Annotated in this window: 19 protein-coding genes and 1 pseudogene; 17 read left to right on the forward strand and 3 right to left on the reverse strand. The window is 71.2% G+C overall.

Annotated elements, in window-relative coordinates:
* From ACFYST_RS26345 to ACFYST_RS26410, 14 genes and pseudogenes are all read left to right on the forward strand, one after another.
* Positions 1 to 355: pseudogene (locus ACFYST_RS26345) on the forward strand (hypothetical protein); the annotation flags it as partial.
* Positions 352 to 1,311 carry an NADH-quinone oxidoreductase subunit NuoH gene (gene nuoH, locus ACFYST_RS26350; RefSeq protein ID WP_387865909.1) on the forward strand — a complete coding sequence of 320 codons (960 nt, stop codon included), beginning with the start codon at positions 352 to 354 and terminating at the stop codon, positions 1,309 to 1,311. The pseudogene ACFYST_RS26345 and the gene nuoH, both read left to right, overlap by 4 nt.
* On the forward strand, positions 1,311 to 1,862 hold the full coding sequence (locus ACFYST_RS26355) for a NuoI/complex I 23 kDa subunit family protein (protein WP_387865912.1): 552 nt from the start codon (positions 1,311 to 1,313) through the stop codon (positions 1,860 to 1,862). Before nuoH ends, ACFYST_RS26355 begins: the two co-directional genes overlap by 1 nt.
* The gene (locus ACFYST_RS26360; RefSeq protein ID WP_387644319.1) at positions 1,859 to 2,476 is read left to right on the forward strand and encodes an NADH-quinone oxidoreductase subunit J; all 618 of its coding nucleotides are present in this window, start codon (positions 1,859 to 1,861) and stop codon (positions 2,474 to 2,476) included. Before ACFYST_RS26355 ends, ACFYST_RS26360 begins: the two co-directional genes overlap by 4 nt.
* Positions 2,477 to 2,478: 2 nt before the next feature.
* Positions 2,479 to 2,847 (forward strand): NADH-quinone oxidoreductase subunit NuoK, encoded by a 369-nt coding sequence (gene nuoK, locus ACFYST_RS26365; protein WP_387644322.1) that lies wholly within the window; start codon positions 2,479 to 2,481, stop codon positions 2,845 to 2,847.
* Complete coding sequence (locus ACFYST_RS26370; protein ID WP_387865915.1) at positions 2,844 to 4,808, forward strand: NADH-quinone oxidoreductase subunit L; 1,965 nt, start codon at positions 2,844 to 2,846, stop codon at positions 4,806 to 4,808. The genes nuoK and ACFYST_RS26370 overlap by 4 nt, the downstream gene beginning before the upstream one ends.
* Positions 4,809 to 4,851: 43 nt before the next feature.
* A complete protein-coding gene (locus ACFYST_RS26375) occupies positions 4,852 to 6,378 on the forward strand; it encodes a NuoM family protein (protein WP_387865918.1) in 1,527 nt (508 codons plus the stop codon).
* Between the two features lie 32 nt (positions 6,379 to 6,410).
* Positions 6,411 to 7,913: an NADH-quinone oxidoreductase subunit N gene (locus tag ACFYST_RS26380; protein ID WP_387866096.1), complete on the forward strand. Its 1,503-nt coding sequence runs from the start codon at positions 6,411 to 6,413 to the stop codon at positions 7,911 to 7,913.
* A 105-nt stretch (positions 7,914 to 8,018) separates the two neighbouring features.
* On the forward strand, positions 8,019 to 8,876 hold the full coding sequence (gene htpX, locus ACFYST_RS26385) for a zinc metalloprotease HtpX (protein WP_387865921.1): 858 nt from the start codon (positions 8,019 to 8,021) through the stop codon (positions 8,874 to 8,876).
* A 127-nt stretch (positions 8,877 to 9,003) separates the two neighbouring features.
* Positions 9,004 to 10,719, forward strand: coding sequence for a cytochrome c oxidase subunit I (gene ctaD, locus ACFYST_RS26390; protein WP_387866098.1), 1,716 nt, complete (start codon positions 9,004 to 9,006; stop codon positions 10,717 to 10,719).
* Positions 10,720 to 10,824: 105 nt separating this feature from the next.
* Positions 10,825 to 11,241, forward strand: a complete 417-nt coding sequence (locus ACFYST_RS26395; RefSeq protein ID WP_387644333.1) for an SHOCT domain-containing protein — start codon at positions 10,825 to 10,827, stop codon at positions 11,239 to 11,241.
* 367 nt (positions 11,242 to 11,608) lie between these two features.
* Positions 11,609 to 11,797, forward strand: a complete 189-nt coding sequence (locus ACFYST_RS26400; RefSeq protein ID WP_387644336.1) for a hypothetical protein — start codon at positions 11,609 to 11,611, stop codon at positions 11,795 to 11,797.
* A 131-nt stretch (positions 11,798 to 11,928) separates the two neighbouring features.
* A complete protein-coding gene (locus ACFYST_RS26405) occupies positions 11,929 to 12,387 on the forward strand; it encodes a hypothetical protein (protein WP_387865924.1) in 459 nt (152 codons plus the stop codon).
* A gap of 165 nt (positions 12,388 to 12,552) precedes the next feature.
* A complete protein-coding gene (locus ACFYST_RS26410) occupies positions 12,553 to 13,377 on the forward strand; it encodes an SAM-dependent methyltransferase (protein ID WP_387865926.1) in 825 nt (274 codons plus the stop codon).
* A 9-nt stretch (positions 13,378 to 13,386) separates the two neighbouring features.
* Here ACFYST_RS26410 and ACFYST_RS26415 read toward each other — a convergent pair whose 3' ends face one another.
* A complete protein-coding gene (locus tag ACFYST_RS26415; RefSeq protein ID WP_387865929.1) occupies positions 13,387 to 14,358 on the reverse strand; it encodes a Scr1 family TA system antitoxin-like transcriptional regulator in 972 nt (323 codons plus the stop codon).
* Between the two features lie 112 nt (positions 14,359 to 14,470).
* Positions 14,471 to 14,710 carry a DUF397 domain-containing protein gene (locus ACFYST_RS26420; protein ID WP_387865932.1) on the reverse strand — a complete coding sequence of 80 codons (240 nt, stop codon included), beginning with the start codon at positions 14,708 to 14,710 and terminating at the stop codon, positions 14,471 to 14,473.
* Between the two features lie 358 nt (positions 14,711 to 15,068).
* Between ACFYST_RS26420 and ACFYST_RS26425 the strand changes: the two genes are divergently transcribed.
* Positions 15,069 to 15,470, forward strand: coding sequence for a YccF domain-containing protein (locus ACFYST_RS26425; protein ID WP_387644351.1), 402 nt, complete (start codon positions 15,069 to 15,071; stop codon positions 15,468 to 15,470).
* 77 nt (positions 15,471 to 15,547) lie between these two features.
* Positions 15,548 to 16,318, forward strand: coding sequence for a phosphotransferase (locus tag ACFYST_RS26430; RefSeq protein ID WP_387865935.1), 771 nt, complete (start codon positions 15,548 to 15,550; stop codon positions 16,316 to 16,318).
* Here ACFYST_RS26430 and mug read toward each other — a convergent pair.
* Complete coding sequence (mug, locus tag ACFYST_RS26435; protein WP_387865938.1) at positions 16,304 to 16,876, reverse strand: G/U mismatch-specific DNA glycosylase; 573 nt, start codon at positions 16,874 to 16,876, stop codon at positions 16,304 to 16,306. The genes ACFYST_RS26430 and mug overlap by 15 nt on opposite strands.
* A gap of 127 nt (positions 16,877 to 17,003) precedes the next feature.
* Between mug and ACFYST_RS26440 the strand changes: the two genes are divergently transcribed.
* Positions 17,004 to 17,459, forward strand: coding sequence for a hypothetical protein (locus tag ACFYST_RS26440; protein ID WP_387865940.1), 456 nt, complete (start codon positions 17,004 to 17,006; stop codon positions 17,457 to 17,459).
* The last annotated feature ends 24 nt before the right edge of the window (positions 17,460 to 17,483 follow it).

Consider the following 17,483-nt stretch of genomic DNA (forward strand, 5'->3'; position numbering starts at 1 on the left):
CGCGAAGCCTGAGCCCGCGAAGCCCGCCGAGGTGCAGCCGGAGGCCGTGCAGGCCGAGCCTGTGGCCGCTGAGCCTGCGAAGCCTGGGGCCGTGGGGTCCAGGGGCGAGGAGGCGAAGTCCGTGCAGGCCGAGCCTGCGGCGACCGGGCCCGCGAAGCCTGCGGCTGTGCAGCCCGGGCCCGCGAGGTCCGCCGACGCGAAGCCTGAGCCCGCGAAGCCTGAGCCCGCGAAGCCCGCCGAGGTGCAGCCGGAGGCCGGGCACCCCGAGCCCCCCGCGCAGCCCGAGTCCGAGTCCGAGCAGTCCGAATCCGACCAGCAACCCGAACAGCCCGAGCAGAACGGAGACGGCGCGTGAACCTCCTCGACACGCTGCTGCGCTGCGTCGGCACGCTGGTGGTGTTCCTGGTGCTGCCGCTGGTGGTCGGTCAGGCCGAGCACAAGGTGATGGCGCACATGCAGGGCCGGCTGGGCCCGATGTACGCGGGTGGGTTCCACGGCTGGGCGCAGTTGGTCGCCGACGGCGTGAAGTTCGCGCAGAAGGAGGACATCGTCCCGGCCGACGCGGACCGGCGGATCTTCCGGCTGGCGCCGGCGGTCGCGCTGCTGCCGTACCTGCTGGTGCTGCTGGTGATCCCGATCGGTCCGAACGGGCTGGTCGGGGAGGCGGTGGACGCGGGCATCTTCTTCGTGCTGGCGGTCATGGGCATCGGCGTGCTGGGTTCGCTGATGGGCGGCTGGGCGTCGGCGAACAAGTTCTCGCTGCTGGGTGCGTTGCGTACGGCCGCGCAGCTGATGTCGTACGAGTTGCCGATGCTGCTCGCGGCGGCGTCGGTGGCGATGGCGGCGGGCACCGTGTCGCTGCCGGGGATCGTGGACGCCTTCCACTGGTGGTGGGTGCCGTGGCAGCTGATCGGTGCGTTCGTGTTCTTCACGGCGGGCTTGGCGGAGCTTCAGCGTCCGCCGTTCGACATGCCGGTGGCCGACTCGGAGATCATCTTCGGCGCGTACACCGAGTACACCGGTCTGCGTTTCGCGCTGTTCCTGCTCTCCGAGTACGCGGGCATCGTGGTGCTCTGCGGACTGACCACGGTGCTGTTCTTCGGTGGTTGGCACGGCCCGTTCTCCGACAGCCTGGGCTGGCTGTGGACGCTGGTGAAGACCTTCGCGCTGGCGTTCGTGGTGCTCTGGCTGCGGGTCACCTACCCGCGGCTGCGCGAGGACCAGCTGATGCGCTTCGCGTGGACGGCGCTGATCCCGCTGGCCCTGGCCCAGCTCGCCCTCACCGGCATCGTCAAGGTGGCGATCTCCTGATGAAGTTTCCCGGCTCCGGCCTGGCCAAGGGCCTGGCCGTCACCATGCGCACGATGACGCGCAGGACCGTCACGGCGCAGTACCCCGACGTGCAGCCCGATCTGCCGCCGCGTTCGCGCGGGGTGATCGCGCTGCTGGAGGAGAACTGCACGGTCTGCATGCTGTGCGCCCGCGAGTGCCCGGACTGGTGCATCTACATCGACTCCCACAAGGAGACGCTGCCCGCCGCCGACCCGAACGCCCGCGCCCGCACCCGCAACGTGCTGGACCGCTTCGCCATCGACTTCTCGCTCTGCATGTACTGCGGTATCTGCATCGAGGTGTGCCCGTTCGACGCGCTGTTCTGGTCCCCGGAGTTCGAGTACGCGGAGACCGACATTCGTGAGCTCACCCACGAGCGCGACCGGCTGCGCGAGTGGATGTGGACCGTCCCGCCGCCGCCCGCGCACGATGCCGCGGCGGAGGAGCCCAAGGAGATCGCCATGGCCCGCAAGGCCGCCGACAAGCTGGCCGCGGCCGCTGCCGCCGCCGAGGAGGGTGAGCAGAGTTGAGCACCCTGCTGGCCGCGGCGGGCTCGCTGGAGCCCGCCGCGCGCTCGTACCTCTCGCCGACCGGGCAGGAAATAGTCTTCCTGCTGGTCGGTGTGCTGGTGCTCGGCGCGGCCGTCGTCTCGGTGACCACCCGCCAGCTGGTGCACGCCGCGCTGTGGCTGGTGGTCGCGCTGGGCGGGCTGGCGGTCGAGTTCCTGCTGCTGACGGCCGAGTTCGTGGCCTGGGTGCAGGTGCTGGTGTACCTGGGCTCGGTGGTCGTGCTGGTGCTGTTCGGCCTGATGCTGACCCGCGCCCCGATCGGCCGCTCCCCGGACGCCGACTCCGGCAACCGCCCGGCGGCGCTGGCCGTCGGCGTGGCCTCCGCCGCGACCCTGGTGACGCTGGTGGTGGACGCGTTCCGCTCGTCCTGGATCGAGCTGTCAGGACCGGTCGGCACCACCCGGCTCACCGGCGAGTTCCTGTTCTCGCACTGGGTGCTGCCGTTCGAGGCGCTGTCGGTGCTGCTGCTGGCCGCCCTGGTCGGCGCGATTGTGCTGTCCCGCGGCAAGGGCGACCGGCCGAAGCCGCGGCCCGGGAACCTGCGCACCGCCCTGACGAAGACGAAGGAGCGCTGAGCGTGCACCTCGCCTACCCGGCCGTCCTCGCCGTGCTGCTGTTCAGCGTCGGCGTGTACGGCGTGCTCGCCCGGCGCAACGTCGTCCTGGTGCTGATGTCGGTCGAGCTGATGCTCAACGCCGTCAACCTCAACCTGGTCGCCTTCGACGTCTGGCTGCGCGACACCCTGCACGCCGGCCAGGCGCTCACCCTGTTCACCATCACCGTCGCCGCCGCCGAGATCGGCCTCGGCCTGGCCATCGTGCTGCTGGTGTACCGCACCCGCGGCACCGCCGCCGTCGACCGGGTCACCGCGCTCGGCGACCGCCACGAGGCGGACGCCCTGGCCGACGATACGGCCGACGACGCGAAGGAGCAGGCCGCCGCATGAACCTCGCGCTGCCGATTCTCGTCCCCGTCCTGCCCGCGCTCGGCGCCGCCGCCGGCCTGGCCACCGGACGCCGCTACCCCGCCCTGGCCCGCCCGCTCGCGGTGCTGCCGGTCGCGGTGTCCGCCGTGCTCGCCCTGGTGGTGGCCCTCCAGCTGGGCACCGGCGCCACCCTGGACGCCGCCACCCGGCTCGCCCCCACCGGCGGCCCGGAGATCTCGCTGGCCCTGCACCTGGACGGCTTCAGCTCGCTGATCTCGGTGCTGGTCGGCCTGGTCGCCACTTGCGTGCAGATCTACTCCACCGCCTACCTGAAGGACGACCCGCGCTACCCGTCGTACGCGGCGCTGGTCTCGCTGTTCACCGCGGCGATGTTCCTGGTCGTCTACTCGGGCGACCTGATCGTGCTGCTGGTCGGCTGGGAAGTGATGGGCATCTGCTCGTACTTCCTGATCGGCCACCACTGGGAGACCGCCGACGCCCGGGCCGCCTCGCTGAAGGCCTTCCTGGTCACCAAGCTCGGCGACGTGCCGTTCCTGTTCGGCCTGTTCCTGCTTGGCGCGGACGCCGGGAGCTTCCGGATCAGCGAGGTGCTGAAGGCCGCCGGCAGCGGACAGCTGCACCACCCCACGCTGATCGCGCTGCTGCTGCTGGCCGGCGTGGCCGGCAAGAGCGCCCAGTTCCCGCTGCACACCTGGCTCCCGGACGCGATGGCCGGCCCGACGCCGGTGTCCGCGCTGATCCACGCCGCCACCATGGTCGCGGCCGGCGTCTACCTGGTGGCCCGGCTGCTGCCGGTGTTCCTGCAGTCCTCCGCCGCGCTGGTGGTGCTGGCCGTGATGGCCGCCGTCACCATGATCGGCTCCGCGCTGTGCGCACTAGCCCAGGACGACCTGAAGCGCGTGCTCGCCTACTCGACGGTCGGCCAGCTCGGCTACATGACCGGCGCGCTGGCCTCCGGCGACCGGCAGGCCGCGGTGTTCCACCTGGTCTCGCACGGCGCGTTCAAGGCCCTGCTGTTCCTGGGCGCCGGCGTGGTCATCCACGCCGCGCACACCAACTCGCTCAGCGCGATGGCCCGGATGGACGGCCTGCGCCACCGCATCCCCGACGCCTGGTGGACCATGGGCATCGGCCTGGTCGCCCTGGTCGGCCTGCCGCCGTTCGCCGGCTTCTTCTCCAAGGAGTCGGTGCTCACCGCCGCCGAGCACGCCGCCCACGGCGAGGCCCTCACCGGCAACCTCGGCCCCGCGTCCGCCGTACCCACCGCCGTCGGCTGGACGGTGCTGGTGGCCGGCCTGCTCACCGCGCTGCTCACCGCCGCCTACGCCGCCCGGCTGTGGCTGGCCGTCTTCTACGGCCGCTCCACGGACGGCACCGACCTCACCCCCCAGCCCGGCGCCCCGTACTCCCCGGAGGTCGACGAGGCCGACCCGGCGCGCGCCGAACCGGCCGCGATGCGCCTGGTCCTGTGGGTCCTGGCGGTGCCCGCGCTGGCCTTCGGCGTGACCGGGCTGCGCACCGACTGGCTGCCCGCGCTGCTCGACGGCGAATCGCTGCGCCCGTCCCTCGCCACCGGCGTGCTCGGCACCGGCATCGCCGTCGCGGGCCTGCTGATCGGCTGGGCCGCCTGGCGCACCGTCACCGCCCGCACCGCCGCCGGACAGCCCGCCGGCGACCCCGGACGCCTGCTGCTCGGCCCGCTGTACCGGCCCGCCCAGCACGGCTTCGGCGTCGACCGGCTGTACAGCACGCTGTTCGTCCGGCCCACCGAGGCCGCCGCCAAGCTGGTCCGGTTCCTGGACCGTGCCGTCGTGGAGACCTACGTCCGCGGCGCGGGCGCCGCGCCCGGCTGGCTCGGCCGCGCCGTGCGCTTCACCCAGACCGGCAACGCCCAGGGCTACCTGAGCGCGCTGCTCGCCGGGGTCGTCCTGCTCGTCGTCCTGGTGGCGGTGGGATCGTGACGCACCCCCAGTCCTTCAATACGGCACGTCCTAGGAGCCACCGATGAACGCGGTCCTCATCGCCCTCCTGGTGCTGCCGCTGCTCGGCGCCGCCCTGATGCTCGCCCCGATCGGCGACAAGCGGGCACTGCGCCTGGGCACCACCCTCACCGGTGCCACGCTGCTGCTGGCGATCGCCCTCGCCGCCGGCTTCGACCACGGCGCGCCGAGCCGGATGCAGGCCGTCACCGACGTCGCCTGGATCCCCGCGCTGGACGTGCGCCTGCACCTCGGCGTGGACGGCATCTCGCTGCCGCTGCTGGTGCTCACCGCGCTGCTCACCTTCCTGTGCGCCGTGTACTCGGTGAAGAAGCTCCCCGCCGGCCCCGGCGGCCGCGCCTTCACCGGGCTGCTGCTCCTGCTGGAGACCGGCATGCTGGCCACCTTCGCGGTGCTCGACCTGGTGCTGTTCTTCCTGGCCTTCGAGATCGTGCTGATCCCGATGTACTTCCTGATCTCCCGCTGGGGCAGCGGGCAGAAGGTCCGGGCCGCCAACCGGTTCATCCTCTACACCCTGCTCGGCTCCGCCGTGATGCTGCTCGGCTTCCTGCTGATCGGCGTCAAGGCCGGCACCTTCGACATGGTGAAGCTCGCCGATGCGCACGGCGCCGGTCTGTCCCACACCACCCAGCTGATCGCCGCGCTGGCGATCCTGGTCGGCCTGGCCGTGAAGGCCCCGGCCTGGCCGCTGCACTCCTGGCTGCCCGACGCGCACACCGCCGCGCCGACCGCCGGCTCGGTGCTGCTGGCCGGCGTGCTGCTGAAGATGGGCACCTACGGCATGGTCCGGGTGCTGCTGCCGATCGTCCCCGACGGCACCGCCACCTACGCCCCGTACCTGGGCGCGTTCGCCGCCGTCGGCATCGTCTACGGTTCGCTGGCCTGCCTGGCGCTGTCCCGGACCGGAGCCAAGGGCGACCTGAAGCGGCTGATCGCGTACTCCTCGGTCGGCCACATGGGATTCGTGCTGCTCGGCATCGCCTCGCTCACCCCGACCGGCGTGAACGGCGCGCTGTTCGCCAACATCGCGCACGGCCTGATCACCGGCCTGCTGTTCTTCCTGGTCGGCGCCGTCAAGGACCGCTACGGCACCGCCGACCTGGACACCCTCGCCGGGGCCACCGGCGCCGCGCTGTACGGCCGCGCCCCCCGGATCGGCGGGCTGCTGGCGTTCGCCGCCGTCGCCAGCCTCGGCCTGCCCGGCCTGGCCGGCTTCTGGGGCGAACTGCTCGCCATGTACGGCGCGTTCGACCCGGCCGCGGGCCTGTCGCGGCCCGCCTTCGTCACCTACATGGTGCTGGCCGGCCTCGGCACCCTGCTGACCGCCGCCTACCTGCTGGTCGTGGTCCGGCGGGTCTGCATGGGCGACCCGAAGCAGCCCGCCCCGGTCGCCGACCTGCCCGACCTGCAGGGCTACGAGGCTGCCAGCTGGACGCCGCTCGCCGCGCTCACCCTGGTGGCGGGCCTGTGGCCGGCGCTGCTGCTCGGCCTCTCCGACCCGGCCGTCAAGCACCTCCTCGGGAGCGGCTGATGACCACCACTCACGACCTGGGGCAGCCCGTCATGACTCCGCTCGCCGTCGCCGACCCGGGCGGCCTGATCCAGTCCGTCGACTGGGTGGCCGTCGCGCCGCCGCTGATCGCCGCGCTCGCCGCCCTCGCCGTGCTGGTCACCGACCTGTTCCTGCCTCCGGCCCGCAAGCGCCTGCTCGGGTGGCTGAGCGCCGCCGGCCTGCTCGCCGCGCTGGCCATGCTGCTGCCGCTGGTGCTCGGCGACACCCGCTCCACCTTCTGCTTCACCAGCGGTGGCTGCTCCTACACCGCCGACCACTTCGCGCTGGCCTTCCAGCTGCTGGTCCTCGGCGGCGCGCTGCTCACGGTGCTGCTCTCCCTGCATACGGTCGATGAAGAGAAGCTCCCCGGCGGCGAGTACTGGTTCCTGCTCCTCTCCTCCGCCTGCGGCGCCGCGCTGCTGCCCGCCGCCCGTGACCTCGCCACCCTGGTGATCGCCCTGGAGGTCGCCACCCTGCCCGCGTTCGCCCTGGTCGCGCTGCGCCGGGACGGCCGGGGCGCGGAGAGCGCGCTCAAGTTCTTCCTCTCCTCCGTCACCGCGACCGCCGTGATGCTGCTCGGCGTCAGCTTCGTCTACGCGGCTGCCGGAACGATCCAGCTCCAGGGCATCGCCGACGGCCTGGCGCACGCCCCCGCCCAGCTGAAGCCGCTGGCCGAGGCCGGCGCGGTGCTCACCCTGGTCGGCTTCGCGTTCAAGACCGCCGCCGTCCCGTTCCACTTCTGGGTCCCGGACACCTACGTCGGCGCGCCGCTCCCGGTGGCCGGCTACCTGTCGGTGGTCGGCAAGGCCGCGGGCCTCTCCGGCCTGGCGCTGGTGACGACGCTGGCGTTCCGCCCGTACGGCCACACCTGGGGCCTGGTGCTGGCGGTGCTGGCCGCGCTGACCATGACGGTCGGCAACGCGGCGGCGCTGCGCCAGCGCGCCGACACCCCGTACGGCTCGGTGCGGCTGCTCGCCTGGTCCTCGGTCGGTCAGGCCGGCTACCTGCTGGTTCCGCTGGCCGCCGCCGGGTACGCGGACTCCGCCGAGCCGCTGGGTGCGACGGTGGCGTACGCGCTGATCTACGGCCTGGTGAACCTGGGCGCGTTCGGTGTGGTCGCGCTGGTCGGCGGCTCGGGCCGGCTGGAGTCGTTCCGCGGTCTGGCCGGACGCAACCGCTGGGCGGCGTTCGCGATGGCGTTCTTCCTGCTCTGCCTGGCCGGTCTGCCGCCGGGCGTGGTCGGCCTGTTCGGCAAGGTCGTGGTGTTCCGGTCGGCCGTGGACGCGGGCCTGGGCTGGCTGGCCGTGGTGATGGCGGTGAACGTGGTGATCGCGCTCGCCTACTACCTGAAGTGGACCGCCCTGCTGTTCGCCCCGTCCACCGAGCAGGTCGTCGCGCCGCGCCGCGTTCCGGCCTCGCTGGCCACCGCGCTCGGCCTCGCGGCGAGCGCCGCCGTGGTGCTGTCGGTGGCCCCGCAACTGGTGCTTCAGGTGGTGTCGGGCAGCCTGTTCTGACCTGTGGTCGAATGCTGAAGGGAACGATCGGGCCAGCTCGGCGCGTTGATCCCGGCAGAAGGAAGCTGCTCCACCCGCTTCCCCGGCACCACAGGAGGGCCCGCAGTGCACCGCCACCACAACGGATTGCGGACGGCCGTCCTGCTCGGCGGCCTGTCCGCACTGATCCTGATCATCGGCAGTTTCTTCGGCCGCACCGGCCTGCTGGTGGCGCTGCTGATCGCGCTCGGCACCAACGCCTACGCGTACTGGAACAGCGACAAGCTGGCGCTGCGCGCGATGCGGGCCCGGCCGGTCAGCGAGATCGAGGCCCCGCAGCTGTACCGGATCGTCCGTGAACTCTCCACCGCCGCCCGGCAGCCGATGCCCCGGCTGTACATCTCGCCCACGCCGGCGCCGAATGCTTTCGCCACCGGCCGCAACCCGCGCAACGCGGCGGTCTGCTGCACCGACGGCATCCTCCAGCTGCTGGACGAGCGCGAGCTGCGCGGGGTGCTCGGCCACGAGCTCAGCCACGTCTACAACCGGGACATCCTGATCTCCTCGGTGGCCGGCGCGCTGGCCTCGGTGGTGATGTTCCTGGTCAACTTCGCCTGGCTGATCCCGTTCGGCCGGTCCGACGACGACGAGGGCCCGGGCCTGTTCGGCATGCTGCTGATCATGATCCTGGGGCCGATCGCGGCAAGCCTGATCCAACTGGCCGTCAGCCGCTCCCGCGAGTACCAGGCGGACGCCGACGGAGCCCGGATCACCGGCGACCCGCTCGCCCTGGCCAGCGCGCTGCGCAAGCTGGAGGCCGGCACCCAGCGCCTCCCGCTGCCGCCCGAGCCGCAGTTGCAGACCGCCAGCCACATGATGATCGCCAACCCGTTCCGGCCCGGGGAGGTCGGCGCGAAGCTGTTCTCCACCCACCCGCCGATGCGCGAGCGGATCGACCGCCTGGAGCGGATGGCCGGGCGCTGACGAGGCTGGGTTTCCGCGGCTGACTCCTTCGGGCGACGGCCCGGCGAGCGTCCGTCCGGGCGATCGGCCCCGCTGGTAGTGCTGGACGCACTCCCAGACCCGAGGCCGGAGGTGCGGTGCGGTGACGATGCTGCCGAGCGATACCGAACTGGGCGTGACCGGCCCACCCGTCGAGCGGGTACCGCGCCGCCGCTTCGGCCGGGCCACCCGTCCGCACCGGGGCCGCCGGTTGGTGACGTGGCTGACCACCACCGACCACAAGCAGATCGGCACCCTCTACCTGGTCACCTCGTTCGCGTTCTTCCTGGTCGGCGGGGTGATGGCGCTGCTGATGCGGGCCGAGCTGGCCCGGCCGGGGACGCAGTTCCTCTCGAACGAGCAGTTCAACCAGCTGTTCACCATCCACGGCACGATCATGCTGCTGATGTTCGCCACCCCGCTGTTCGCGGGCTTCGCGAACTGGTTCATGCCGATCCAGATCGGCGCCCCCGACGTCGCCTTCCCCCGGCTGAACGCCTTCGCGTACTGGCTGTACCTGTTCGGCTCGCTGATCGTGATGGCCGGGTTCGTCACCCCGGGCGGTGCGGCGGACTTCGGCTGGTTCGCCTACGCGCCGCTGAACTCCGCGGTGCACTCGCCGAACATCGGCGCCGACATGTGGATCATGGGCCTGGCGTTCTCCGGCTTCGGCACCATTCTCGGCTCGGTCAACTTCATCGCCACGATCGCCTGCCTGCGGGCGCCGGGGATGACCATGTTCCGGATGCCGATCCTGGTCTGGAACGTGCTGCTGACCGCCGTGCTGGTCCTGATGGCCTTTCCGGTGCTGGCCGCCGCGCTGCTCTGCCTGGAGGCCGACCGCAAGTTCGGCGCGCACGTCTTCGACCCGGCGAACGGCGGGGCGATCCTCTGGCAGCACCTGTTCTGGTTCTTCGGCCACCCCGAGGTGTACATCATCGCGCTGCCGTTCTTCGGCATCGTTTCGGAGATCATCCCGGTGTTCAGCCGCAAGCCGATGTTCGGATATTCGGGCCTGATCGCCGCCACCATCGCGATCGCCGGCCTGTCGATCACCGTCTGGGCGCACCACATGTTCGTGACCGGGCAGGTGCTGCTGCCGTTCTTCTCCTTCATGACCCTGCTGATCGCCGTCCCGACCGGAGTGAAGTTCTTCAACTGGATCGGCACCATGTGGCGCGGCTCGCTGTCCTTCGAGACGCCGATGCTCTGGTCGATCGGCTTCCTGGTGACCTTCCTGTTCGGCGGCCTGACCGGCGTGCTGCTGGCCTCCCCGCCGATCGACTTCCACGTCTCCGACAGCTACTTCGTCGTCGCGCACTTCCACTACGTGGTGTTCGGCACGGTGGTGTTCGCGATGTTCGCGGGCTTCTACTTCTGGTGGCCGAAGATGACCGGCCGGATGCTCGACGAACGGCTCGGGAAGATCCACTTCTGGACGCTGTTCGTCGGCTTCCACACCACCTTCCTGGTCCAGCACTGGCTCGGCGCCGAGGGCATGCCGCGCCGCTACGCCGACTACCTGGCCTCGGACGGGTTCACCACCCTGAACACCGTCTCCACCATCGGCTCGTTCCTGCTCGGCCTGTCCACCCTGCCGTTCCTGTACAACGTCTGGCGGACGGCCGGGCACGCGCCGCGAGTGGCCACGGACGACCCGTGGGGCTACGGCCGCTCGCTGGAGTGGACCACCCCCTGCCCGCCGCCGCGCCACAACTTCGTCACCCTGCCGCGGGTCCGCTCCGAATCCCCGGCGTTCGATCTCCACCACCCCGACATCGCCGAGCTCGACCGCCTGCAGAACAACCCGGACCGGGTCCCCTGACGCCCGACATGCGATGCCCGTTTCACGGTGATACGAATCGTTTCGTCCCTGTGCCGTGCGAGGCGCGGGGGCGTTCCGTCTGACTGTGCGCGGGATCGGAGCGTCATGGACTATCCGTTGCTCAACATTTTCTGGACGATGCTGGAGCTGTTCCTCTGGATCCTCTGGTTCTTCCTGCTGTTCAAGATCATCGGGGACATCTTCCGCAGCCAGGACATGGGCGGCGGCGCCAAGGCCGGCTGGACGGTGCTGGTGATCCTGCTGCCCTTCCTCGGCGTCCTGATCTACCTGATCGTCCGCGGCGGCTCCATGCACGAACGCGACCTCGCCCAGGCCCAACAGGCCGACGCCGCCTTCCAGGACTACATCCGCCGCGCCGCCGGCACCGCCCCGGCCTCCGGCACTGCCGAGGGAGGCTCGAAGGGGCACGTGGACGACCTCCAGAGGCTGGCCGACCTCAAGAACACCGGCGCGATCACCGACGAGGAGTACCAGCGGGCCAAGGACAAACTGCTCGCCTGACACCCCGGCCCGTGCAGGAAGGCCCGTCCCCCCCCGGGGCGGGCCCGAGGGTTGTACGGAGGCTGTGGGCGGTTCGGTCATCGGTGATCGAAGGAGAGCGCGCCACGACCGATCCCGATCGCTCGCCGTTCGATGCCCAACCGGGGGATTTCGCAGCTCAGTTGGCGCCAAATCGGCTGCTCGCGGCCGGTAGATTCTGTTGCACGGCCACCCCCGGAGCAGGGGTGCCCCGCCCGGTGCTGCAACACCGGACGAGGCGGTGCGGGCCGATCAGAGAGGTGGCTCACCTGTGAATGACCGACCCTCCCGGGAACGCGCAAGGCTTCCCGAAGTGGTGCCCCACGCTAGCAGGGCCGACGGCCCGGGCGTGGGATTGCGCAGAGTTCGCGCCGTCCGTGGTGCGGCCCGGCTGCAGGCGCTGCTGGTGGTCCCGCTGCTGGTCTGGGCGGTGACCGCCGCCGGCCCGATCGAGTGGGAGCGCACCGTGCTGGTGCTCGGCCTGCTGAGACTCTGCCGGGACTCCTATGTCGAGTGGTTCCGGGCCGAGTTGAGCTGACTCGACCCGCGCACTCCCCGGGCCGCCCGGGGCGTGCGCCACTGCTCGTTCCACCCCGCCAGGCCCCAGCGCGCCCTGCCGTGCCCTGTCGCGCCCATGTCCGACCCTGGCCGACGTCGAAGGAGTCATGGGTGTCCCGTTCGCGCAAGCCCGCGATAGCCGACTCCGGCTATGCCGCGTTCGTCCAACTCCACTGCCGGAGCTATCAGGCGTACGCCCGGGCGCGGCTCGGGGACGGCGCGTTGGCCGGCCTGGTGGTCGAACAGGTGCTGCGGTGCGCCGAGTTGAGCTGGACGCAGGCGCTGAACGACGACCCGGCCGCGTTCACCTGGCGCGTGCTGCGCGACAGCGTCACGCTCGCCAGCCGCCAGGCCTGCGACCTCCGGCTGGACCGGCTGCACCGGGCGCTGCCGGACCGGGCCGCCGATGCTGCGCTGCTGCACGAGCGGCTCGGCATGGCGCCGCGCGCGGCGGCCGAGCTGATGGGCCTCAACGAGCCGCAGCTGCATGTCCAGTTGATGGCGGCCAGGAGACTGCTGGCCGGTGGCACGGGGTCGCCGCACGGCGGGACGGAGGGTGCCGAGGACTGAGATCGGGCGGATGGCGGGCGGCCCCGTAGCGGACGGCAGGGGCGCATTCGCCATGGTTCGCCATACTCGCAAGGGGTTTCACTCTTGCGAGTTGTTTCGGGTGCCCGCACACGGCTCAGAACATGACGTGACATCAGAATCGTTGTGGCGAAGCGGAGTTCGAGCATGGGGGCCGGTGGCGTGACCGAGGGCGCAGGGTCGTTTCCGCAGTTCGACCCGGACAGACCCAGCGCGGCACGGATGCACGACTGGCTGCTCGGCGGCCGGAACAACTACGACTCCGACCGGCTCGCCGGCGAGGAGCTACTGCGGATTGCGCCCGGCGCCCGCGAACTGGCCCACAGCAACCGGGCGTTCCTGATCCGGGCTGTCCGGCACATCGCCGCCCGGTACGGCATCCGGCAGTTCCTCGACCACGGATCGGGCCTGCCGACGCGGACGAACGTGCACCAGGTCGCCCAGGCCGTGCACGAGGACTGCAAGGTCGTCTACATCGACAACGACCCGATGGTTGTCGCCTACGGGCGCGCCCTGCTGGACGAGAACCCGAACGTGACGATCCTGCCCGCTGACCTGGTGGATACCGAGGACATTCGGGCGGGCGTGCAGGGCCGCATCGACTTCTCGTTGCCGGTTGCCGCGCTGTTCGTCTCCGTGCTGCACTGCCTTCCGGACAGCAAGGAACCGCGTGCGGTGATCGAGCGAACTGTGCGTCAACTGGCGGAAGGCAGCGTGGTGGTGGCCTGCCAGCTGGTCAGTCGCAGCGGCCGGATCCGCCAGCAGGTGACCGACCTGATGGCGGAGCGGACCGGGAGTGGGTGGGGGAAGGTGCGGACGGAGGAGGAGGTCCGGCGGTTCTTCGACGTCGAGCGGCTGACCGTGCAGGAGCCCGGCCTGCTGGACGTCGCGGACTGGATGCCCGACGTGCCGTATGTCCGCCAGGCCACCGACGAGTGGTTCCAGTTCGGTGGGCTGGCCGTCGTGGAGTGAGCGGGTCGGTCACATGCGCGAGCGGTGGGCCTTCAGCGCCTCGATGATCAGCAGGCGGCTCTCGTCCCGGCCCGGGGCCAGGCGTACGGCGTCGTCGATCACGCGTCGGAAGTCCGTGAAGTCGTCGGAGGAGGCCTCTCCGTCCAGCGGGCCCCGGTAGTACTCGCCCCGCCCGGCCCACTCGTTGTAGATCACCGACGGCACCGCGAAGAGCTGCCCTTCGAAGTCCAGCCGGGTCACCGAGGAGACCTGCAGGGCCAGCTGCAGATCCATCGGGATGATGCGTACGCCGATCTGCGGCGTCTCGACGAAGTGCAGCAGTCGCTCCAACTGCTCCACCATCAGGCCGCGCGAGCCGATCACCTGGCGCAGCACGTTCTCCCGGAGGAAGAACACCGAGCGCGGCGGCGGCTCCGCGGCGAAGAACCGGCGGGTCCGTTCGGCGCGCAGGTTGACCACCTGTTGCGCCAGGGGCAGCTGGCTGGGCCGCAAGGTCCGCTCGGTGACCGCCGTGCGGTAGGCGTCGCTCTGCAGCAGACCCGGGACGAATCCGGTCTCCACCGAGTACAGATGGCTGGCCCGGCTCTCCAGCTCGCTCAGCCGCACCATCGCCTCCGGCACCGCATCCCGGTAGGCGCTCCGGAACGAGGACGCCCAGCCGGGTACGGAAGCGTCCCGCGCCAGGCCCATCAGCTGGTCGAACTCCGGGCCGGCCGGCACCCCCAGCTTCTTGAGGATCAGCGCGATCCCCTCCGGCTTGTCGATCCGGGTCGCACCCGCTTCGATCCGGGAGTACAGCGTGGCGGAGTAGCCGGTGTTCTCGATCAGAGTCTTCTGGTGCTGGAGGCCGCGGAGCGTCTTCAGCCGGGCGCCGAGCAGCAGGGCAGGCAGCGGCCAGGACTCGCCCTCGGCAACCACGGGCTGCGGGCGCCGGAGCGGAACAACGTTCCCGTTGTCCCCATCACGTCCGGTTGTCAACATGAAATCCCCCCTCGCGTCAATCAATCCAACCATTGCGGGATGGAGAATATACCGACGCGAAGGGGGTATGGCGACAAGCCCATGAAATGGGAAATCCCGCCAGCTAGTGCGATTAGATGGCCATGTGATCGAATTCGCCGTTACGCGCCCCATCAAGGTATGCGGCGATCTCGTGGACGCTGAAGATCAGCGCCGGCCCCGACGGGTCCAGGCTGTGCCGGACGGCCACCCGGCCGTCGTCCATCTTGCGCATCTCCACGCACTGGCCGACGTTCGAGCTGCGCCTGGCCTTGACCCAGGGCGTCGCTGCCTCGATCAGGTCTGCCGCCATGCCGCTGGTGTACTCGCTCATACCAAGCACCTCCTGTTGATGGGGCCGCCGTCGGAGCCCCCGGCTGTCCGGCCGGGGGCTCCGGTGAGCGGCCTGCGCAATCCCGCGCGAAATTGCGCGGCTCGGGCGAAAGAAATGATTCACGCCGGGTGGCGCGGCGCGCCATTCCCTGATGGGGTGAATTGTGGCGAGATCTGAACACTTGTTATCAGAGCCTGATCGAATCAGCTGCGCAATGCCGGGGGTAGTCGGTCGAACAGCGACCGAAAGCGGGAAACGGTGGACATTGGCCGCAGACGGGCGGCCGCATCGTCACACCCCTGCCACAACGGCGCCGCACCGGCTCCCCAGCCGGGCCAGGGCGTGGCACGCTGGAGGCATGAAGCTGATCAACTTCCTGCTCAACGTCATCTGGCTGCTGTTCTGCGGCCTGTGGATGGCGATCGGGTACGCCCTCGCCGGGGTCATCTGCTTCGTCCTGATCGTCACCATCCCGTTCGGCATCGCGTCCTTCCGGCTGGCCGGCTTCATGCTGTGGCCGTTCGGCCGGACCACCGTGGTGCGGCCCGACGTCGGCGCGCCGTCCTGCGTGGGGAACGTGATCTGGCTGGTGTTCGCTGGGTGGTGGCTGGCGCTCGGTCACATCGTCACCTCGATCCCGCTGTTCCTGTCGGTCATCGGCATCCCGTTCGGCTGGGCGAACCTCAAGATGGTGCCGATCTCGCTCACCCCGCTCGGCCGCGAGGTGGTCAGCTCCGACCACGGGTTCGGCGCGCGCTGACCGGAAATGCGGTTGGCGGCCGCCCGGGGCCGGGGTAGAAACGTCCGGTCCTTGACGGCTGACGGAGGAGCGGGCGCGTGGCGGACAGCGAGATCCTGGCCGGTGGCGTCAACCAGGTGGAGCGGATCGGGGAGCGGGTGCTGCGGCCGACCGGGCCGTGGTCGCCGGCCGTGCACGGGCTGCTCGGGCACCTGAGGGCGAATGGGTTCACCGCGGCGCCCCGGTTCCACGGGCTGACGGCCGACGGGCGGGAGATCCTCGACTTCCTGTCCGGCGAGGTCTCCGACTATCCGGCCACACCCGCCGCCGCCTCCCGCACCGCGCTGCTCACCGCGGCCCGGGTGCTGCGCGCCTACCACGACGCCACCGCCGGCTACGCGGCCGACGGCTGGATGCTGCCCGCCCGCGAGCCCGCCGAGGTGATCTGCCACGGCGACTACGCCCCGCACAACTGCGTGCTGGACGGCGAACGGGTGGTCGGCGTCATCGACTTCGACACCGCGCATCCCGGCCCCCGGCTGTGGGACGTCGCGTACGCGGTCTACCGCTGGGCCCCCACCACCGCGCCCGGGAACGCCGACGGTTTCGGCACGCCCGACGAACAGGCCGCCCGGGCCCGGGAGTTCTGCGACGCGTACGGGCTGGACGCGGCCGGGCGGGCTGGGCTGGTGGACGCCGTCGAGGCCCGGCTGCACGCGCTGGTCGGCCACATGCGGGCCGAGGCCGCCGCCGGCAGCGCCGCGTTCGCCTCGCACCTGGCCGACGGGCACCACCTGATGTACCTGTCGGACGCCGCGTACGTGGTGCGTGAACGCGAGCGCTTCGAGCGGGCGCTACTGGGCGGTTGACGCCTCCAGGTGCTCGCGCAGGGTGCGGAACTCGGCGGCGATCCCGTCCAGCGTGTAGTGCGCGTTCAGCCCGCTCGGGTTCGGCAGCAGCCAGACCTCGGTGTCGCCGATGGTCTCCGGCTGCCGGCCGACCGCCGCCTTCGGCCGTCCGAACGCGGCCCGGTACGCGCCGATGCCGAGCACCGCCAGCGCGCGCGGCCGCAGGCGGAGTACCCGGGCGGCCAGCGCCTCGCCGCCCGCCCGGTACTCCTCGGCGGCCAGTTCGGCGGCCTTCGCGGTGGTCCGGGCCACCACGTTGGTGATGCCCAGTCCGAGCGCGAGCAGTTCGTCCTGTTCCTCGGGCCCCAACTGCCGCGGGGTGAAGCCGGACCGGTGCAGGGCCGGCCAGAAACGGTTGCCGGGGCGGGCGAAGTGGTGGCCGGTGGCGCCCGACCACAGGCCCGGGTTGATGCCGCAGAACAGCACCCTCAGGCCCGGCGCGGCGACGTCGGGGATGGTGGTGTCCTGGGCGGCGGCGAGCTGTTCGGCGGTCGGGCGGGGCGGGGGAGTGCGGGTCACCCGGACCACTCTGCCGCACCCCGTCGGCGGGTGGGGGTACTTGATCGGTGCATGTCCGGTATATCCGATGGATAGCCAGTTCGATTGTTTTCCAGACCTGATGACTTTTCGGGCGGAGAATGGGGAGGTGCCATACGAACTGAACGCCCTGATCGCCACCGATGAGCTGATCACCGTCGTGGCGGCCGAGCTCCCGATCGCGCGGGTCGCCCGCCTGCCCCACGGGCTGGCGCTCATCCCGATGACGGACGAACTCCACCACGCGCTCCAGCAGCCGTCCACCGCGCCCGACTACGACTTCAAGCGATTCCCCTCCGGATTCGCGATGCGGATCGCGGGCTGGTCCAAGGCCGCACCGATCGCCTTCGCCGAGATCGACGCCGAACACCCCACCGGCCGGCGCGCCGCCCTCTGGTACGACGGCCGCATCACCCTCGGCCCGCTCACCCCCGCCGACGGCGCCCCGCTCGCCCGCATCCTCCACGACCTCGGCGCACCCGCCACCGGCCTGCAGGAGCTCGCCGACGCCCTCGACGCCCTCTGCCGCGCCACGCTCGAGAACCCCGCCCCGCCCGGGAACTGACCCGGCGTCCGGCCCCTGCCCCGC

The sequence above is a fragment of the Kitasatospora sp. NPDC004614 genome (genome assembly GCF_042873675.1).
GTDB lineage: Bacteria > Actinomycetota > Actinomycetes > Streptomycetales > Streptomycetaceae > Kitasatospora.